Origin of the sequence: Bradyrhizobium nivariense (assembly GCF_029846695.2) — a bacterium.
GTDB lineage: Bacteria > Pseudomonadota > Alphaproteobacteria > Rhizobiales > Xanthobacteraceae > Bradyrhizobium.
In genome coordinates this window covers 1-16071 of record NZ_JARWCR020000005.1, presented here as the reverse complement: position 1 = coordinate 16071, position 16071 = coordinate 1, and the positions used below count along the sequence as shown (strand labels likewise).

The following is a 16071-nucleotide window of genomic DNA, read 5'->3' as shown; positions in this document are numbered from 1 at the left end:
CAAGAGGCCTGGCTCTCACACCGTCGGCAACACCGAAAACGCCTCCCCTGCCCCGCGCAGGTTCAGCTCATCGACATCGGCCGTTTCGCTGGTGACGCTGTCCACGCGCGCGGACGGCGGGCCGTGGCGGCACAGCGCGACCATGTCGGCGACGTGCTTCGGCGATCCCGCGAACAGCGCTTCGACGCTGCCGTCGCGGCGGTTGCGGACCCAGCCTTCGAGACCGCACGTCGTCGCCTGATACTCGACCCAGGCGCGATAGCCGACGCCCTGCACGCGGCCGCGGATCATGACCTGGAGGATCGCCCGGCTCATTTCTTCAGTCCGAGGAGATCGGCGCTACGCGCCTTGACGTCGGCCTCGCGCGTGACGCGGGCAGTCAAGTCGGACGATGGCAGGCCTTTGAGATTCTTCGGCGCCGTGCCGTCGCGCAGCGCCTTCTGCGTCTCGTAGACGGCCTGCGTTGCGGCCGCGATCGGCGCGTGACCCTGAAGCGCAATGCGCACGCGGTGGCCGGCTAGGTAGTCGGTCGCGTTCAGTTCGTCCGGCGCACCGCCGAGCACGATCGGCAGGCGCGTGGCGGATGCGACCGCCTTGAGCTCGGCGCGCGACTTGATGCCGGTGAAGAACAGCGCATCGACGCCGGTGGCTTCATAGGCCCTGGCGCGGCGGATCGCATCCTCGATCGAGGTGATCGAGGCCGCACCGGTGCGACCCATGATGACGAGCGAGGGATCGCTGCGGCCGCCAAGCGCGGCCTTCATCTTGCCGACGCCCTCCTCCAGCGAGATCAGCTGCGTCCCTGCTTCGCCGAAGCCGGCCGGCAGCAGGGTGTCCTCGATGGTGAGGCCGGCGGCGCCCGCCGTCTCCAGCTCCTGCACCGTGCGGCCCACGTTGAGCGCATTGCCATAGCCGTGATCGGCATCGACCAGAACCGGAAGTGTTGCCGCACGCGACATCCGCCGCATCTGCTCGGCAAGCTCGGTGAGCGTGATCAGCGTGATGTCGGGGTCGCCGAGCACCGCGAGCGAGGCCACCGAGCCGCCGAACATGCCAAGCGGGAAACCGAGATCCTCGGCGATGCGGATCGAGATGGCGTCGTAGACCGAGCCGGGATGGACGCAAGTCCCGCCCGACAGGATCGATCGCAGTTTTTCGCGGCGGGAACGAAAGGCCATGATGCCCTCTCAACTGCTCGCAATGACGAAGTTCGCGGGGTCCGCTGAGAGCCCCCTCACACCCTACGCAAATTCCAAGATCAGTGCGTCCACCGCGAGCGTCGCGCCGGCGCTGGCGTGGATCTTCTTCACGGTGCCGTCCTGCTCGGCGCGGAGCACGTTCTGCATCTTCATGGCTTCGACCACAGCGAGCGTCTCGCCCGCCTTGACCTCCTGCCCTTCGGTCACCACGATCGAGACCACGAGACCGGGCATCGGACAGAGCAGCTTCTTGCCGGTGTCGGCAGCCGTGGTCACCGGCATCAGCCGCGCCGAGGCTGCTTCCGCTTCGGTCCAGACATAGACCGGCACCTCGACGCCCTGATGCGCGAGGCGGATGCCGTTCGCGATCGGGCGCACCTGCACCGCGACGAATTGCCCGTCGATGGTGCCCTGCCAGACCGGATCGCCCGGCTTCCACGGCGACTGCAACAGATGTGCATTGCCGGCCTTGCCGTCGGCATCGACGAAACGCACGGCGACCGCATCGCCCTCGCGCGCGACCTCCAGCTGAATCTCCTGGCGCTCAAGCCAGACCGCACGGCGCCGCTCGCGCTGCACGACGCGGCCGCCCATCTGGCCCGAGATCTGCCGCTTGCGCTCGCCGAGCACGTGATCGATGGCGGCGCCGACCGCGGCAAGCCGCCGTGCGACCTCGCCTTCCGGCACGCGCACGGCAAAGCCCTTGGGGAATTCCTCGGCGATGAAGCCGGTGGAGAGCCGGCCTTCGCGCCAGCGCGGATGATGCATCAGCGCCGACAGGAACGGGATGTTGTGGCGGATACCGTCGACATAGAACGAGTCCAGCGCGGTGGCCTGCGCCTCGATCGCGGCCGCGCGCGACGGCGCGTGGGTGACGAGCTTGGCGATCATCGGATCGTAGTGGATTGAGATCTCGCCGCCCTCTTGCACGCCGGTGTCGTTGCGCACGGTGATGCCGTCCTGGCTCGCTTCCGCCGGCGGGCGGTATTTCACCAGACGACCGATCGAGGGCAGGAAGTTGCGGAACGGGTCTTCGGCGTAGAGACGCGACTCCACTGCCCAGCCCGTCAGCGTGACGTCCTTCTGCGTGATGGCGAGCTTCTCGCCGGCGGCGACGCGGAGCATCTGCTCGACGAGGTCGACGCCGGTGACGAGCTCGGTGACGGGATGCTCGACCTGGAGGCGCGTGTTCATCTCAAGGAAGTAGAAGCTCTTGTCCTGCCCCGCGACGAATTCGACGGTGCCGGCAGAGTCGTAATTCACGGCCTTGGCGAGTGCGACCGCCTGCTCGCCCATCTTGCGGCGGGTGGCTTCGTCGAGCAGCGGCGACGGCGCTTCCTCGATTACCTTCTGGTTGCGGCGCTGGATCGAGCATTCGCGCTCGCCGAGATAGATCACGTTGCCGTGCTTGTCGCCCAGCAGCTGGATCTCGATGTGGCGGGGGTCGACGATGAACTTCTCGACGAAGACACGGTCGTCGCCGAACGAAGCCTTGGCCTCGGCCTTGGCGAGATTGAAGCCCTCGGCGACCTCGGCTGTCGAATGTGCGATGCGCATGCCTTTGCCGCCGCCGCCGGCAGAGGCCTTGATCATCACGGGATAACCGATCTCGTCGGCGATCTTGACCGCGTGTCTGCCGTCCTCGATGACGCCGAGATAGCCCGGCACGGTCGAGACCTTGGCCTTCGCCGCGGCCTTCTTGGATTCGATCTTGTCGCCCATCGCCGCGATCGCGCCCGGGTTCGGGCCGATGAAGACGATGCCGGCCGCCTCCAGCGCGCGCGGAAACGCCTCGCGCTCGGACAGGAAGCCGTAACCGGGATGCACGGCCTCGGCGCCCGTCTTGCGGCAGGCCTCCACGATCTTCTCGATCACCAGATAGCTCTCGGCGGCTGCGGGCGGGCCGATCAGCACGGCCTCGTCGGCCATCTCGACATGGAGGGCGTCGCGGTCGGCCTCGGAATAGACCGCGACCGTTTGAATTCCCATGCGGCGAGCGGTCTTGATGATCCGGCAGGCGATTTCGCCGCGATTGGCGATCAGAATGCGTTTGAACATGCTTTTCTTGAGGCTCGACCTTGGGCGGGACCCTTCCCTGGCCGTTGGGACCTGTGGGATGGGCCGTGTGGCTCCCGTGGTACATCAAAATCGGCCGGAGGCAACGGTCTAAATCCGGCCCCTCTGGCGTACCAGCGCAAGACCGAAACGGGCCAGGCAAGCCCCGGACGGCCTACGGCTTCCCGGCCTTGGCCGCGTTCCGGAGCAAGCCGTGAATGAAGCCGAGTTTGGCGACAACGGCCGGCGACAGGATGAAGGGATAGAGGTCGCGCATGCCCATGGCGCGGTTGACGCTGTTCATGGCGAAGGTGAAGGGCAGCCATGCGTTGACGATCGCCTCGACGTCCCTCGCCTCATAGGGGTTGAAGCGGATGCGCGTCGTCAACTCCCCGTCGCGATCGACCTTGGGACGCACCTCCATGCCGAACTCGCCAGCCATCTCCAGGGTGTCGACGATGTGCAGATAGTGCGCCCAGGTCTCGGCGAAATCCTCCCAGGGATGCGTGGTCGCGTAGGCCGAGACGAAGTTCTGCTGCCAGTCCGGCGGGGCGCCCTCGGCATAATGGCGCTGCAGGGCCTGGCCGTAATCGGCGGAATCGTCGCCGAACACGGCGCGGCATTCTTCAAGCTTGCCGCCGTCGTGCACCAGCACGTCCCAGAAATAGTGCCCGACCTCGTGGCGGAAATGCCCAAGCAGCGTCCGATAGGGCTCGCCCATCTCCAGCCTGCGCCGCTCGCGCTCGATCTCGTCAGTCTCGGTCAGGGCGATCGTGATCAGGCCGTTGTCGTGGCCGGTCAGGACCTTCTGCCCGCTCTGCGGATCGTCGGCGAGGAAATTGAAGATCAGGCCATGTTCGGGATTGTCCTGCCGGGTCTGGAGCGGCAGCTTCCAGCGGATCAGGGAATAGAACAGCCGGTGCTTCGCCACCTCCAGCTCGCGCCAGCCTGCGAGCTGAACCGGATCGGACAGATCAGGCACGATGCCATTGTGGCGGCAGGCGCGGCAATAGCCGGTGCTATCACCTGCATCCGTCAGCCAGTTGCAGGAATCGTGCTCGGCATTGTTGCACAGCATGCGACTTTCGCCCTTGCTGGCCAGCGTCCTCCAAGTCCCACCTTGAGCCTCCCCGTCGGGCTCGATCGCCGACATCGTCTCCTTCTCCGGCAGGAAGGCGACGCGATGGCCGCAGCGTTCGCAGGCGCGGTTCTCGAAATAGAGGACGTTGCCGCAGGCCTGGCAGACAAAGAGCTTCAAGATTAGCCTCTTCGGAAAGGGAGTTTTGTCAATCAAAGTTGCGGCGCCTCGCAGATACGCGCGCGAGGGCTCATCGTTCCAAGGTTCGGAACAAATAGCCAGAGCCAGCGTTCGTTCATACCCGCCGCACTGCATTCGGTGGCGCCTTTCCTTCCATATTCCCTTTTGAGCGATGGCCATCACGCTTTGTCTGTGTGATTATCGGTCCGGCACGTGCGCTCTCGCATCACAACGGCCGACGCCTTGAACGATCCTTTGCCCGAGACCATTGCCGCCGAAAGGCTGCGCCAGCACCTCGAAGAAATCGCGCGCGAGCGCGACAATGCCTATCGCTCGCTCCAGGAGCGCGAGGCCGAGCTCGCGCGCATCCAGCGCATCGGCAAGGTCGGCGGGCTCGAGGTCGACTTCCGCGAAGGCTTCAAGAACCGCCGTTCGCCTGAATATCTGATGCTCCACGGCCTGCCGGCGGAAGCCGCCGACGAGTCGCACGAGGACTGGGTCAATCGCGTCCATCCCGACGACCGCGACGCTGCGGTGAAGCACTTCTTCGATGCGCTGTTCGGCACCAGCGAGGACTACACCGCCGAATACCGCATCGTCCGTCCCAACGACGGCGAGACCCGCTGGATCCGCGTCGTCGCCAAGATCGAGCGCGACAAGAACGGCCGCGCCATTCGCCTGGTCGGCGCCCATATCGACATCACCGCCCAGGCGCTCGCGCGCGAGACTCTGCGCGAGAGCGAGGAGCGTTTCCGGCTGATCGCCGACAGCGCGCCGGTGCCGATCTGGGTCACGAAACTCGACCGCACACGGTCCTTCGCCAACCAGGCCTATGTCGATTTCGTCGGCCTGCCCTACGACCAGGCGATTGCTTTCGACTGGCGCAAGGTGCTGCATCCGGACGACCTGCCGCATGTGCTGCAGCAGTCGGTCCAGGGTGAAGCATCGCTCAAACCGTTCGTGCTGGAAGCCCGCTACAAGAACGCCAGCGGCGAATGGCGCTGGCTGCGTTCGGAATCGCAGCCGCGGTGGGACCCGACCGGCAAGCACATCGGCTTCATCGGCGTCGCCCACGACATCACCGCGGCCAAGCAGGCCGAGATCGAGCTCCGGCAGCTCAACGAAACGCTGGAAGAACGCATCGTCGAGCGCACCGCCGAGCTCGAATCCAACGAGGCACGGCTGCGCACGATCCTGGAGACCAGCAACCAGTATCAGGGCCTCGTCGACCTCAGGGGCGAGCTGCTCTACGCCAACAACACTGCGCTCGACGGCATCAAAACGCGCTCTGAGGACGTGATCGGCAAGCCGCTGTGGGAGACGCCCTGGTTCACCGGCACCCATGGCATGAGCGCAATTGTGCGCGAGGCCTTCGATACCGTGCTCAAAGGCGAAGCGGTGCGGCTGGAGATGCGCCTGCGCCTTCCCATCGGCGAGCGCGATTTCGAGTTCGGCATGCGCCCGGTGCTCGATCGCCACGGCAATATCACCGGCGCGGTGCCCGAGGCGGTGGACATCACCGAGCGCCGCCGTGGCGAGGAAGCGCTGCGGCAATCGCAGAAGATGGAGGCGATCGGCCAGCTCACCGGCGGTGTCGCGCACGACTTCAACAATCTGCTCACCATCATCCGCTCGGCCACCGATTTCCTGCGCCGCCGCGAGCTGCCGGAGGAGCGCCGCCGCCGCTATGTCGACGCCATCTCCGACACCGTCGAGCGTGCTTCCAAGCTGACCGCACAGCTGCTGGCATTTGCGCGCCGGCAGCCGCTGAAACCGCAGATATTCAACGTCGGCAGCCAGGTCGAGGGCGTCGCGCAACTGGTCCGGCCGCTGGTCGGCCGCATCGAGATCGCGGTGGAGGTTCATGATGCCGATTGCTTCACGGTCGCCGATATCGCGCAATTCGAGACCGCGTTGATCAACCTCGCCATCAACGCCCGCGACGCCATGGACGGCGAAGGCCGCCTCACCATCGCGGTCCGGAAAGTTCAGTGTATCCCTAACCTGCGCGCGCAATTGGCGCGCCGCGGCGACTATGTCGCGATCTCGGTCGCCGACACCGGCAGCGGCATCGCGCCGGAAAATATCGAGGCGATCTTCGAGCCGTTCTTCACCACCAAGGAGGTCGGCAAGGGCACCGGCCTCGGCCTGAGCCAGGCCTTCGGCTTCGCAAAGCAGTCCGAGGGCGACATCGCCGTGACGAGCACGCATGGCGAAGGCGCGACCTTCACCATCTATCTGCCGCAGGCGCAAAGCCCCGCGACGGACCAGGAAGCCGCGGCGCTGACCTATGAGGCCGCGGCCACCGGGCGCGGCTATCGCGTGCTCGTGGTGGAAGACGATAACGAGGTCGGGCGCTTCTCCACCGAGCTGCTGGAGGATCTCGGCTATGTCGTCCAGCGCGTCGCCAACGCCAATGCGGCGCTCGCCATCCTCGGCGAGAACGAGTTCGCCGTCGACCTCGTCTTCTCCGACGTTATCATGCCCGGCATGAACGGCGTCGAGCTCGCCGGCATCATCCGCGAGCGCTATCCGGGCCTGCCCGTCGTGCTCACCTCCGGTTACAGCAACGTTCTCGCCGAGAACGCCCATCGCGGTTTCGAGCTGATCCAGAAGCCGTATTCGGTGGAATCGCTGTCGCGCATTCTGCGCAAGGCGATCACGGCAAAGCTGTCGGTGACGCGGTGAGTGCTAGCCACAATACAATGTCGTCCCGGCGCAGGCCGGGACCCATACCGCGTGATCTCTCTTGTGGCACACGCAATGTCGTTCTTCGCCAAACACCTTTTCGTGGTTATGGGTCCCGGCCTTCGCCGGGAAGACGGCGGAGTGTTAGGATGCAGTTGCCCACATGACGACGATTGAAGCGTAGCGCACCGGATATCCACTCCATGAAACCCGTCCTCCTCTCCACCTGGCAAGCCTGGGCGCTGCTCTCCGCCTGCTTTGCGGCGCTGACTGCGATCTTCGCCAAGGTCGGCGTCGAGAACATCAATCCGGATCAAGCGACGTTCATCCGCACCATCGTGGTGCTGCTCGCCTTCTCGGTGCTGCTATTCTTCACCGGGCAATTCGCCATGCCGTCAGAAGTCTCGTCGAAGACCTGGCTGTTCCTGGTGCTGTCGGGACTTGCGACCGGTGCGTCCTGGCTTTGTTATTTCCGCGCGCTGAAGCTCGGCCCCGCCACGCTGGTGGCGCCGATCGACAAGCTCAGCGTCGTGCTCGTTGCCCTGTTCGCATTCGCCTTTCTCGGCGAGCGGCCGACGGCCCAAGGCTGGGTCGGCATCGCCATGATCGGCGCCGGCGCAGTGCTGCTGGCCGTGAAGTTTTGAGGAGCCCTCCAATCCGCGGAACCAGACCGGCATCATGAGGGTTGCTGCCGGGGCGAATTTGAGCCTCGATCGAGAGACCGATGTCGAGCCAAAACCCCGATCAGGCAAGGCGTGCCGGGCGCGGGCTCGATGCGGCCAATTTCTTTCTCGCCGACGTCCGCGACGGGCTCGGCCCCTATCTCGCCGTCTATCTCCTCACCGAGCGACGGTGGGACGAGGCGCGCATCGGCCTCGTGATGTCGATTGCGACGATCGCCGGCATCGTGGCGCAGACGCCGGCCGGCGCGCTGGTCGACGCCACGCGGGCCAAGCGGCTGGTCATGGTCATCGCCGCCATCATGGTGACATCAGCTTCGCTGTCGCTGCCGCTGTTGCCAGGCTTCCTGCCGGTCGCGATCTCGCAAGGCATCGCGCAGGCCGCCGCCGTGGTGTTTCCGCCTGCGATCGCCGCCGTCTCGCTCGGCATCTTCGGCCATGCCGCCTTCACCTGGCGGATCGGCCGCAACGAGACGTTTAATCACGCCGGCAATGCGGTCGCAGCCGGGCTCGCGGGTCTCTCCGCCTATTGGTTCGGCCCGACTGTCGTGTTCTACCTTCTCGGCGCCATGGCCGTCGCAAGCCTCGTCAGCATCCTTGCGATCCCAGCCAGCGTCATCGACCACGATCTCGCCCGCGGGCTCCACGACGCCGACGCGAACGAGCAGCCCGAACATGCCTCCGGTCTCAGCGTACTCCTGACCTGTCGTCCCCTGCTCGTCTTCGCGATCTGTGTCCTGCTCTTTCATCTCTCCAACGCCGCGATGCTGCCGCTGGTCGGGCAAAAGCTCGCCCTGCAAGACAAGAACATGGGCACCAGCCTGATGTCGGCCTGCATCGTGGCGGCGCAATTGGTCATGGTCCCGTTCGCGATGTTGGTGGGCGCTAAGGCCGACCGCTGGGGCTACAAGCGCTTCTTCCTTGCCGCGCTCCTGATCCTGCCGCTTCGGGGGGCCCTCTATACGCTCTCCGACAATCCGTTCTGGCTGGTCGGCGTGCAGCTGCTCGACGGCGTCGGCGCCGGCATTTTTGGCGCGATCTTCCCCGTCATCGTCGCCGATCTCATGCGCAACACCGGCCGCTTCAACGTCGCGCAAGGCGCGGTCATCACTGCCCAGAGCATTGGCGCGGCGCTGTCGACGACGCTCGCCGGTTTCGTCGTGGTTGGCGCGGGTTACAATGCGGCGTTCATCACGCTCGGCGTGGTGGCCGCAATCGGCGCCGTCGTCTGCTTTGTCGCCCTTCCCGAGACGCGGCAAATCACAGATGGCGGTCCGCGCCCGCAGGGGAAGACAGCGGCGGTGGCTTCCGCTATCGCTGCCGAATGAAGCCTTTCCATTTCGAGGACTGACCGTGCCGTCTGACGCCATCCTGGCCTGGAGCATCATCGTCGCCGCGACCGCAGGCGTCATCATGCGGCCCTTTCGCCTGCCGGAAGCAGTGTGGGCCGTCCTCGGCGCCAGCGCGCTGGTGCTGCTCGGCTTGCTGCCGTGGCGGGATGCGTTGACGGGCATCGGGAAAGGCGTCGATGTCTATCTCTTCCTGATCGGCATGATGCTGATCGCCGAGCTGGCACGGCTGGAAGGCCTGTTCGACTACCTCGCAGCGCTCGCCGTGGAATATGCCGGCGGCTCGCCACAACGGCTATTCCTGCTGATCTACATCGTCGGCACGCTCGTCACCGTCCTGCTCTCGAACGACGCCACCGCGATCGTGCTGACGCCCGCCGTCTATGCCGCGACGCGCGCGGCCGGCGCCAAGCCGCTGCCTTATCTGTTCGTCTGCGCCTTCATCGCCAACGCCGCAAGCTTCGTGCTGCCGATCTCCAACCCGGCCAATCTCGTCGTGTTCGGGGCCCACATGCCTGAGCTGACCGAATGGCTGCGCCTGTTCGCCCTACCCTCGGCGGCCTCCATCCTGCTGACCTACATCGTGCTGCGCCTGACCCAGCACCGCGCCCTGAAGGAAGAGACGATCGCGCGCAGCGTGCCGCATCCAAAGCTCGGCCGCGGCGGCAAGCTGACGGCAATAGGCATCGTGGCGATCGGCGTCGTGCTGGTCACGGCCTCGGCGCTGGACAAGCAATTGGGCCTGCCGACCTTCGTCTGCGGCGTGGTGACAGCCGCGATCGTGCTGCTGATCAGCCGGCAATCGCCGCTGCCCGTGCTGCGCGGCATCTCCTGGAGTGTGCTGCCGCTGGTCGGCGGGCTTTTCGTCATGGTGGAAGCGTTGATCAAGACCGGCGTGATCGGGCAGCTCAGCGCGCTGCTGCATGAAGCTGTCGGGCAATCCGTGACGAAGGCGGCCTGGAGCGTCGGCATCGCCACCGCGATCGCCGATAACGTCGCCAACAATCTTCCCGTCGGCCTTGTCGCAGGCTCGGTCGCCGCCAGCGATCATTTGCCCGCGCCGGTCGTCAGCGCCATCCTGATCGGCGTCGATCTCGGGCCCAATCTGTCGGTGACCGGTTCGCTCGCCACCATCCTGTGGCTGGTGGCGCTGCGGCGGGAGAAGATCGAAGTCGGCGCCTGGCCATTCCTCAAGCTCGGCATGCTGGTGACGCCGCCGGCCCTGATCGCGGCATTGGCTGCCGCGATCAGGTAACAAGCATGATCCGGAAAAGTGTGCAGCGGTTTTTCCGACAAGATCATGCTTAAAACAAAAGGCTGAAGCGCGATGAAATCATCGCGCTTTGCCCTCAGTCGTTCTCGTAGCCGTAGACTTCCGGCAGGATGAAGATCGCGGCGAGCAATCCGATCAGCGGGAAGATCGCGACCATCAGCGTGGCATTGGCCTGCCCGATCGCAGCGAACACCGTCGGGAACAGGAAGATCGCCAGGAACGACGGCAACTTCACGAACATGTAGGCGAAGCCGCTGGCGGTGCCGCGATATTTCGGCTTGGCGACCATGGTCGGGATCGTCATGCAGTTCGACGCGTCCCAATAATGGCCCCACAGCATCGCGGCGGCCGCGAACGGCAGCAGGATCTTGTTGTCGGTGTAGAGCGCGAAGGCCGCGACCAGCAACGAGACCAGCACGATCGAGAAGCCCGCGATCGAGATGCCGCGGTGGCCGATCTTCGGCGTCAGCAGCGGACCGACCCAGCCCGACACGGCGGCGAAGGAGAATAGCGCCATCGTCACCAGATTGATGCCGAGCACGCTCGACACGCCGACCATGACAAAGAGTACCGGCAGATAGAACGCGAAGGTCGAGAATTCGCTGGCTTGCGCGAAGCAGGCGATCCAGCCGTAGATCGTGGCACGCCAGCGGATCGGATCCTTCTTGAGGTCGGCGAGGAACGCGCGGGTGGAGACCTTCGGCATCTCCACGTCGTGGTCCGGCAGCATGGCGAGATCGTCGTTGAACATCTCGCGCGCGACCTGCTTGGCCTCGCGGTAGCGTCCCTTCTGCACCAGCCACACCGCCGTCTCCGGCACGTCGTGCCGCATGATCAGGATGATCAGCGCCGGCACCGCACCGAGGCCGAGCGTCACTCGCCACAGCGTCTCGTGGTGAATGTCGAGCAGTAGGAAGATGACGATGACGCCGATGGTGAGGACTTCACCGACCGCGAACATGAACTGCCAGCGGTTGCCCATAACCTCGCGCTCACCCTTGGCCATGGATTCCATGATGTAGGTGTAGCCGGTCGAGATGTCCGAACCGAGCGGAATGCCGAGCAGGAAGCGGATCACGACGAGCCAGAACACATTGGGCACGAAGGCCTGCGCCAGCGCGAGCACGATGAATAGCACCATCGTGGCCAGGAACATGATGCGGCGGCCGATCTTGTCCGAGAGCCAGCCGCCGAGCAGCGCGCCGATCAGGGCGCCGCCCTGCGTACCGGCGGCGGCCAGGCCCAGCATCAGCGGATCGGGATTGAACTGCTCCTTGATGAAGATCAGCACGAAGGCGATCGAATAGAGGTCCCAGGCCTCGACCAGGATCGAGGCCATCATCAGCCAGCCGACCTTGTTGCCCTTGGGACTGTAGTTGGTGATGAGGTAGCGGACCGCGGCTTCGCTCGCGGTCGGTTGTGGCATCGCCATCGTTGACATATCTGGTCCTCTCCTGAAAACTCTTCTACGTGCCGAGCAGCGGCTCGATGCTGCAATCGAGCAGGCGCGGGTCGATCCCCACCTCCATGCCGGTGAACATCTCGCCCATGTAGTCGATCAGTGCATCGCTCGCCTTCACCGCCTCCTCGACGCGGCGGCTGGCGACCGCGGTGAGAATCGCGAGGTGATGATCGATCGTGCCTGACAGTTCGGCCTGTCCCGGCATGAACCGGTGGTGGATGTAGCCGATGCGTCGATACAGCGTGTGCAACGGCCGCAGCGTGTGCACGAGAAACGGTTCGCCTGCCGCCTCCAGCACCAGCGCGTCGATGCGGCGGTCGATATTGTTGAACTCGTCGAGGGTCAGACTGGCGCGGCGCTCGCGCAAAAGGCGTTCGATGTGCAGCGCCTGATTGCGGTGCGAGAGGCTGGCGCGATCGGCCGCGAGCCGGATCACGAAGCGCTCCATGTCGCGGCGCAACGCCAGCAGCATGCGCTCGCGCGCCAGATCGATCGGCGCAATGCGCAGACCGTGGCGCGGACGGATGATGATCAATGTATCGGCGGAGAGACGATTGACGGCGTGATGAACCGGCGTGCGGCCGAAGCCGGTGATGTGCTGCAATTCCAGCATCGTCATGAACTGGCCGGGCTTGAGCTCGCAATGGACGAGCAGCTCTTCGATCCTCTGATAGGCCAGCTCGAAGAAGTTGAGGCGGTTGCGCCGGGAGGGCTTGCCCTCGCCGTCGTCGTTCCTCACCACATCGAGCGCGCGCTTGTGCCTTGCCATGTTGTGCTCTCCCCTCAGCCCGCGCCGTCGTTGCAGGACGGTGCCTTGTTGGTGATATCCCTAAAACATGTTGTGATATATTACAAGCAGGCGTAAGACTCGCGCTTGCCCGCACCATGTTGCGGTGCGCAATGACAACAAGACGGCGCTGCGCGCCTGCGATGGGAGGACAATTGCTGTGAAGATCACGTCGATCGAGACGCTGCGCACCGAAGAATTCTCCAACGTCATCTGGGTGCGCGTCCACACCGACACGGGCATGATCGGTCTCGGCGAAACCTTCTACGGCGCCGGCGCCGTCGAGGCGCAGATCCACGACACCTTTGCCGGCCGCCTGCTCGGCCGCAATCCGCTGCACATCGAGGCGATCCATCGCGACATGCTCAACCTGCCGATGGCGCAGTCGTCCACCGGCGTCGAGTATCGCGCAGCCTCGGCGATCGACATCGCGCTGTGGGACCTGTTCGGCAAGGTCTGCAATCAGCCGGTGCACCAGATGCTCGGCGGTCTCTGCCGCGACAAGCAGCGCATCTACAACACCTGCGCCGGCACCCAATATGTCCGCTCGACCAATATCAGCCCGGTCGCGAATTGGAATCTCGGTGGTTCCAAGGGGCCCTACGAAGACCTCGACGGCTTCATGAACCACGCCGATGCGCTCGCCGAAAACCTGCTGGAGAGCGGCATCTCCGCCATGAAGATCTGGCCGTTCGATCCGGCGGCACAGGAGAACAAGGGTCTCTACATCACCGCCGCGCAGATGAAGCAGGCGATCGAGCCGTTCGAAAAAATTCGCAAGGCCGTCGGCGACAAGATGGAGATCATGGTCGAGCTTCATTCGCTCTGGAACCTGCCGACCGCAAAACAGATCGCGCGCGCGCTCGAGCCCTACAAGCCGACCTGGTACGAAGACCCGATCCGGATGAACTCGCCGCAGGCACTCGCCGAATACGCCCGCTGCACCGACGTCTGGGTCTGCGCCAGCGAAACGCTCGGCTCGCGCTTTCCCTACAAGGACATGCTCGACCGCGATGCCATGCATGTGGTGATGGCGGATCTGTGCTGGACCGGCGGCCTCACCGAGGGTCGCAAGATCGCGGCGATGGCCGAGACCTATCACCGGCCCTTCGCACCGCACGACTGCATCGGCCCGATCGGCTTCATCGCCGCCATCCACATGTCGTTCAGCCAGCCCAACACGCTGATCCAGGAATCGGTGCGCGCCTTCTACAAGGGCTGGTACAATGAACTCGTCACCACCATGCCCACGATCAAGGACGGTTATGTCTATCCGATGGAAGGCCCCGGCCTCGGCGTCGACCTTCTGCCCGCCGTATTCGACCGCTCCGATCTGACCGTGCGCCGCTCCAACGTCTAGGGATATTTGAGATGAGCACCGCCCTCTTCGACCTTTCCGGCCGCACCGCGCTCGTGACCGGCTCCTCCCGCGGCCTCGGCCGCGCCATTGCCGAGGGCATGGCCAAGGCCGGCGCCAAGCTGATCATCAACGGCGTCGATCCGAAGCGTGTCGAACAGGCCGTCGCCGAGTTTCGCGCCGCCGGCCATCAGGCCGAAGGCGCCGCGTTCAACGTCACCGATGAGCCCGCGATCGTCGCGGCCTTCGAGAATTTCGACAGGCAAGGCCTGGCGGTCGACATTGTCGTCAACAATGCCGGCATCCAGCACCGCAAGCCGCTGGTGGAGTTCACCACCGACGAGTGGCGCAAGGTGATCGAGACCAACCTCACCAGCGCCTTCGTGATCGGCCGCGAGGCGGCCAAGCGCATGATCCCGCGCAAGCAGGGCAAGATCATCAATATCGGCTCGCTCGGCAGCGAGCTCGCGCGTCCCACGATTGCGCCCTACACCGCCGCCAAGGGCGGCATCAAGAACCTGACCCGCTCGATGGCGGTGGAATGGGCGCAGCATGGCATCCAGGCCAACGCGATCGGCCCCGGCTACATGCTGACCGACATGAACGAGGCGCTGGTCAACAACACCGACTTCAACAACTGGCTGATGGGCCGCGTTCCCTCCAAGCGCTGGGGCAGGCCGGACGAGCTGGTGGGCGCTGCGATCTTCCTGGCGTCCGATGCGTCGACCTATGTCAACGGCCAGATCATCTATGTCGATGGCGGCATGATCGCCGCGATGTGACCCGCGAAACGCTAAAGGAACAGGCCATGCGCGCCGTCGTCATTCACGCCCCGAAAGATTTGCGGATCGACCTCTATCCGGATGCAGCGCCCGGTCTGGGTGAAGTCCGCGTCAAGATCGCGAACGGCGGCATCTGCGGGTCCGATCTGCACTACTATCATCATGGCGGCTTCGGCGTCGTGCGGATCCAGCAGCCGATGGCGCTGGGGCACGAGATCGCCGGCGTGGTCGCCGCCGTCGGTGACGGCGTCGCCAACGTGAAGCCGGGCACCCGCGTCGCGGTCAATCCGAGCAAGCCGTGCGGTCAGTGCCTGCATTGCCAGGAAGGCATGCGCAACCAGTGCCTCGACATGCGCTTCCTCGGCAGCGCGATGCGCTTTCCCCATGTGCAGGGCGGTTTTCGCGAATTCATCACGGTCGATGCGGCGCAGGCCGTTCCGATCGCCGACAGGCTGTCATTGGCCGAAGCCGCCGTCGCCGAGCCGCTGGCGGTATGCCTGCATGCCGGCAAGCAGGCCGGCCCCCTTCTCGGCAAGCGCGTGCTCATCACCGGCTGCGGCCCGATCGGCGCGCTGATGATTCTGGTCTCACGCTTCGGCGGCGCGGCCGAGATCGTGGTCACCGATGTCGCGGAGGCGCCGCTTGCGGTCGCCAGGAAGCTCGGCGCCACTCACGCCATCAATGTCGCGGCCGACGCCACGGCGCTCGATCCCTGGCGCACCGGCAAAGGTGTGTTCGACACGCTGTTCGAAGCCTCGGGCAACCAGGCCGCGCTGCGCACCGCGCTCGACGTGCTGCGGCCCGGCGCTACATTGGTGCAGCTCGGCCTCGGCGGCGAGATGACGCTGCCGATCAATTCCATCGTCGCCAAGGAATTGCAGCTGCGCGGCACCTTCCGCTTCGATCCCGAGTTCGAGCTTGCGGTGCGGCTGATGGGCGAAGGCCTGATCGACGTGAAGCCGCTGATCACGGCGACCATGCCGTTCGAGAACGCGGTCGCAGCGTTCGAGCTCGCCAGCGACCGCTCGCAGTCGATGAAGGTGCAGTTGACGTTCTAGGGTCTGTTGAGATTCAGGATTCACAGATTGGAACGTCCGTGATTCAAGCTCCGAAAGGAGTTTTGGATGCAGCGATTCGTTTTGACGGACGCCCAGTGGGCGAAGATGCAGCCGCTTTGTTTG

General features: G+C 65.0%; 13 protein-coding genes. 7 read left to right on the top strand and 6 right to left on the bottom strand.

Annotation, left to right across the window (positions count from 1 at the left end; genetic code table 11):
- Positions 1-15 precede the first annotated feature (15 nt).
- The 4 genes from QCM77_RS06005 to QCM77_RS05990 all read right to left on the bottom strand — a co-directional run bounded on the left by QCM77_RS06005 (position 16) and on the right by QCM77_RS05990 (position 4512).
- Positions 16-315, bottom strand: coding sequence for an acylphosphatase (locus tag QCM77_RS06005; protein WP_279662284.1), 300 nt, complete (start codon positions 313-315; stop codon positions 16-18).
- Positions 312-1178: an isocitrate lyase/PEP mutase family protein gene (locus QCM77_RS06000; RefSeq protein WP_279662283.1), complete on the bottom strand. Its 867-nt coding sequence runs from the start codon at positions 1176-1178 to the stop codon at positions 312-314. The genes QCM77_RS06005 and QCM77_RS06000 overlap by 4 nt, the downstream gene beginning before the upstream one ends.
- Before the next feature lie 63 nt (positions 1179-1241).
- Entirely contained in the window at positions 1242-3257 is a 2016-nt protein-coding gene (locus tag QCM77_RS05995; protein WP_279682410.1) for an acetyl-CoA carboxylase biotin carboxylase subunit, read from the bottom strand.
- Between the two features lie 172 nt (positions 3258-3429).
- Positions 3430-4512: a zinc-binding metallopeptidase family protein gene (locus tag QCM77_RS05990; RefSeq protein WP_279682408.1), complete on the bottom strand. Its 1083-nt coding sequence runs from the start codon at positions 4510-4512 to the stop codon at positions 3430-3432.
- Between the two features lie 213 nt (positions 4513-4725).
- On the opposite strand from QCM77_RS05990, the gene QCM77_RS05985 reads away from it, so the two are divergent.
- From QCM77_RS05985 to QCM77_RS05970, 4 genes are all read left to right on the top strand, one after another.
- Positions 4726-7200, top strand: coding sequence for a PAS domain S-box protein (locus QCM77_RS05985; RefSeq protein ID WP_279682406.1), 2475 nt, complete (start codon positions 4726-4728; stop codon positions 7198-7200).
- Between the two features lie 203 nt (positions 7201-7403).
- Positions 7404-7844 carry an EamA family transporter gene (locus tag QCM77_RS05980; RefSeq protein WP_279662279.1) on the top strand — a complete coding sequence of 147 codons (441 nt, stop codon included), beginning with the start codon at positions 7404-7406 and terminating at the stop codon, positions 7842-7844.
- Positions 7845-7924: 80 nt separating this feature from the next.
- Positions 7925-9208, top strand: coding sequence for an MFS transporter (locus tag QCM77_RS05975; protein ID WP_279682404.1), 1284 nt, complete (start codon positions 7925-7927; stop codon positions 9206-9208).
- A 25-nt stretch (positions 9209-9233) separates the two neighbouring features.
- Positions 9234-10484 (top strand): arsenic transporter, encoded by a 1251-nt coding sequence (locus QCM77_RS05970; RefSeq protein ID WP_279682401.1) that lies wholly within the window; start codon positions 9234-9236, stop codon positions 10482-10484.
- Between the two features lie 94 nt (positions 10485-10578).
- Here the strand turns inward: QCM77_RS05970 and QCM77_RS05965 are convergent, their stop codons facing one another.
- Both QCM77_RS05965 and QCM77_RS05960 read right to left on the bottom strand, forming a co-directional pair.
- Positions 10579-11943, bottom strand: a complete 1365-nt coding sequence (locus QCM77_RS05965; protein ID WP_279682400.1) for an MFS transporter — start codon at positions 11941-11943, stop codon at positions 10579-10581.
- A 25-nt stretch (positions 11944-11968) separates the two neighbouring features.
- Complete coding sequence (locus QCM77_RS05960) at positions 11969-12733, bottom strand: GntR family transcriptional regulator (protein ID WP_279682399.1); 765 nt, start codon at positions 12731-12733, stop codon at positions 11969-11971.
- Between the two features lie 178 nt (positions 12734-12911).
- Here QCM77_RS05960 and QCM77_RS05955 point away from each other — a divergent pair, with 178 nt between their 5' ends.
- Genes QCM77_RS05955 through QCM77_RS05945 form a run of 3 tightly spaced genes read left to right on the top strand, consistent with a single transcriptional unit; the run spans position 12912 to position 15948 of the window.
- Positions 12912-14111, top strand: a complete 1200-nt coding sequence (locus tag QCM77_RS05955; RefSeq protein WP_279662275.1) for a mandelate racemase/muconate lactonizing enzyme family protein — start codon at positions 12912-12914, stop codon at positions 14109-14111.
- 11 nt (positions 14112-14122) lie between these two features.
- Positions 14123-14890: an SDR family oxidoreductase gene (locus QCM77_RS05950; RefSeq protein ID WP_279682397.1), complete on the top strand. Its 768-nt coding sequence runs from the start codon at positions 14123-14125 to the stop codon at positions 14888-14890.
- 26 nt (positions 14891-14916) lie between these two features.
- Positions 14917-15948: an L-idonate 5-dehydrogenase gene (locus QCM77_RS05945; RefSeq protein ID WP_279682395.1), complete on the top strand. Its 1032-nt coding sequence runs from the start codon at positions 14917-14919 to the stop codon at positions 15946-15948.
- Positions 15949-16071: the final 123 nt, after the last annotated feature.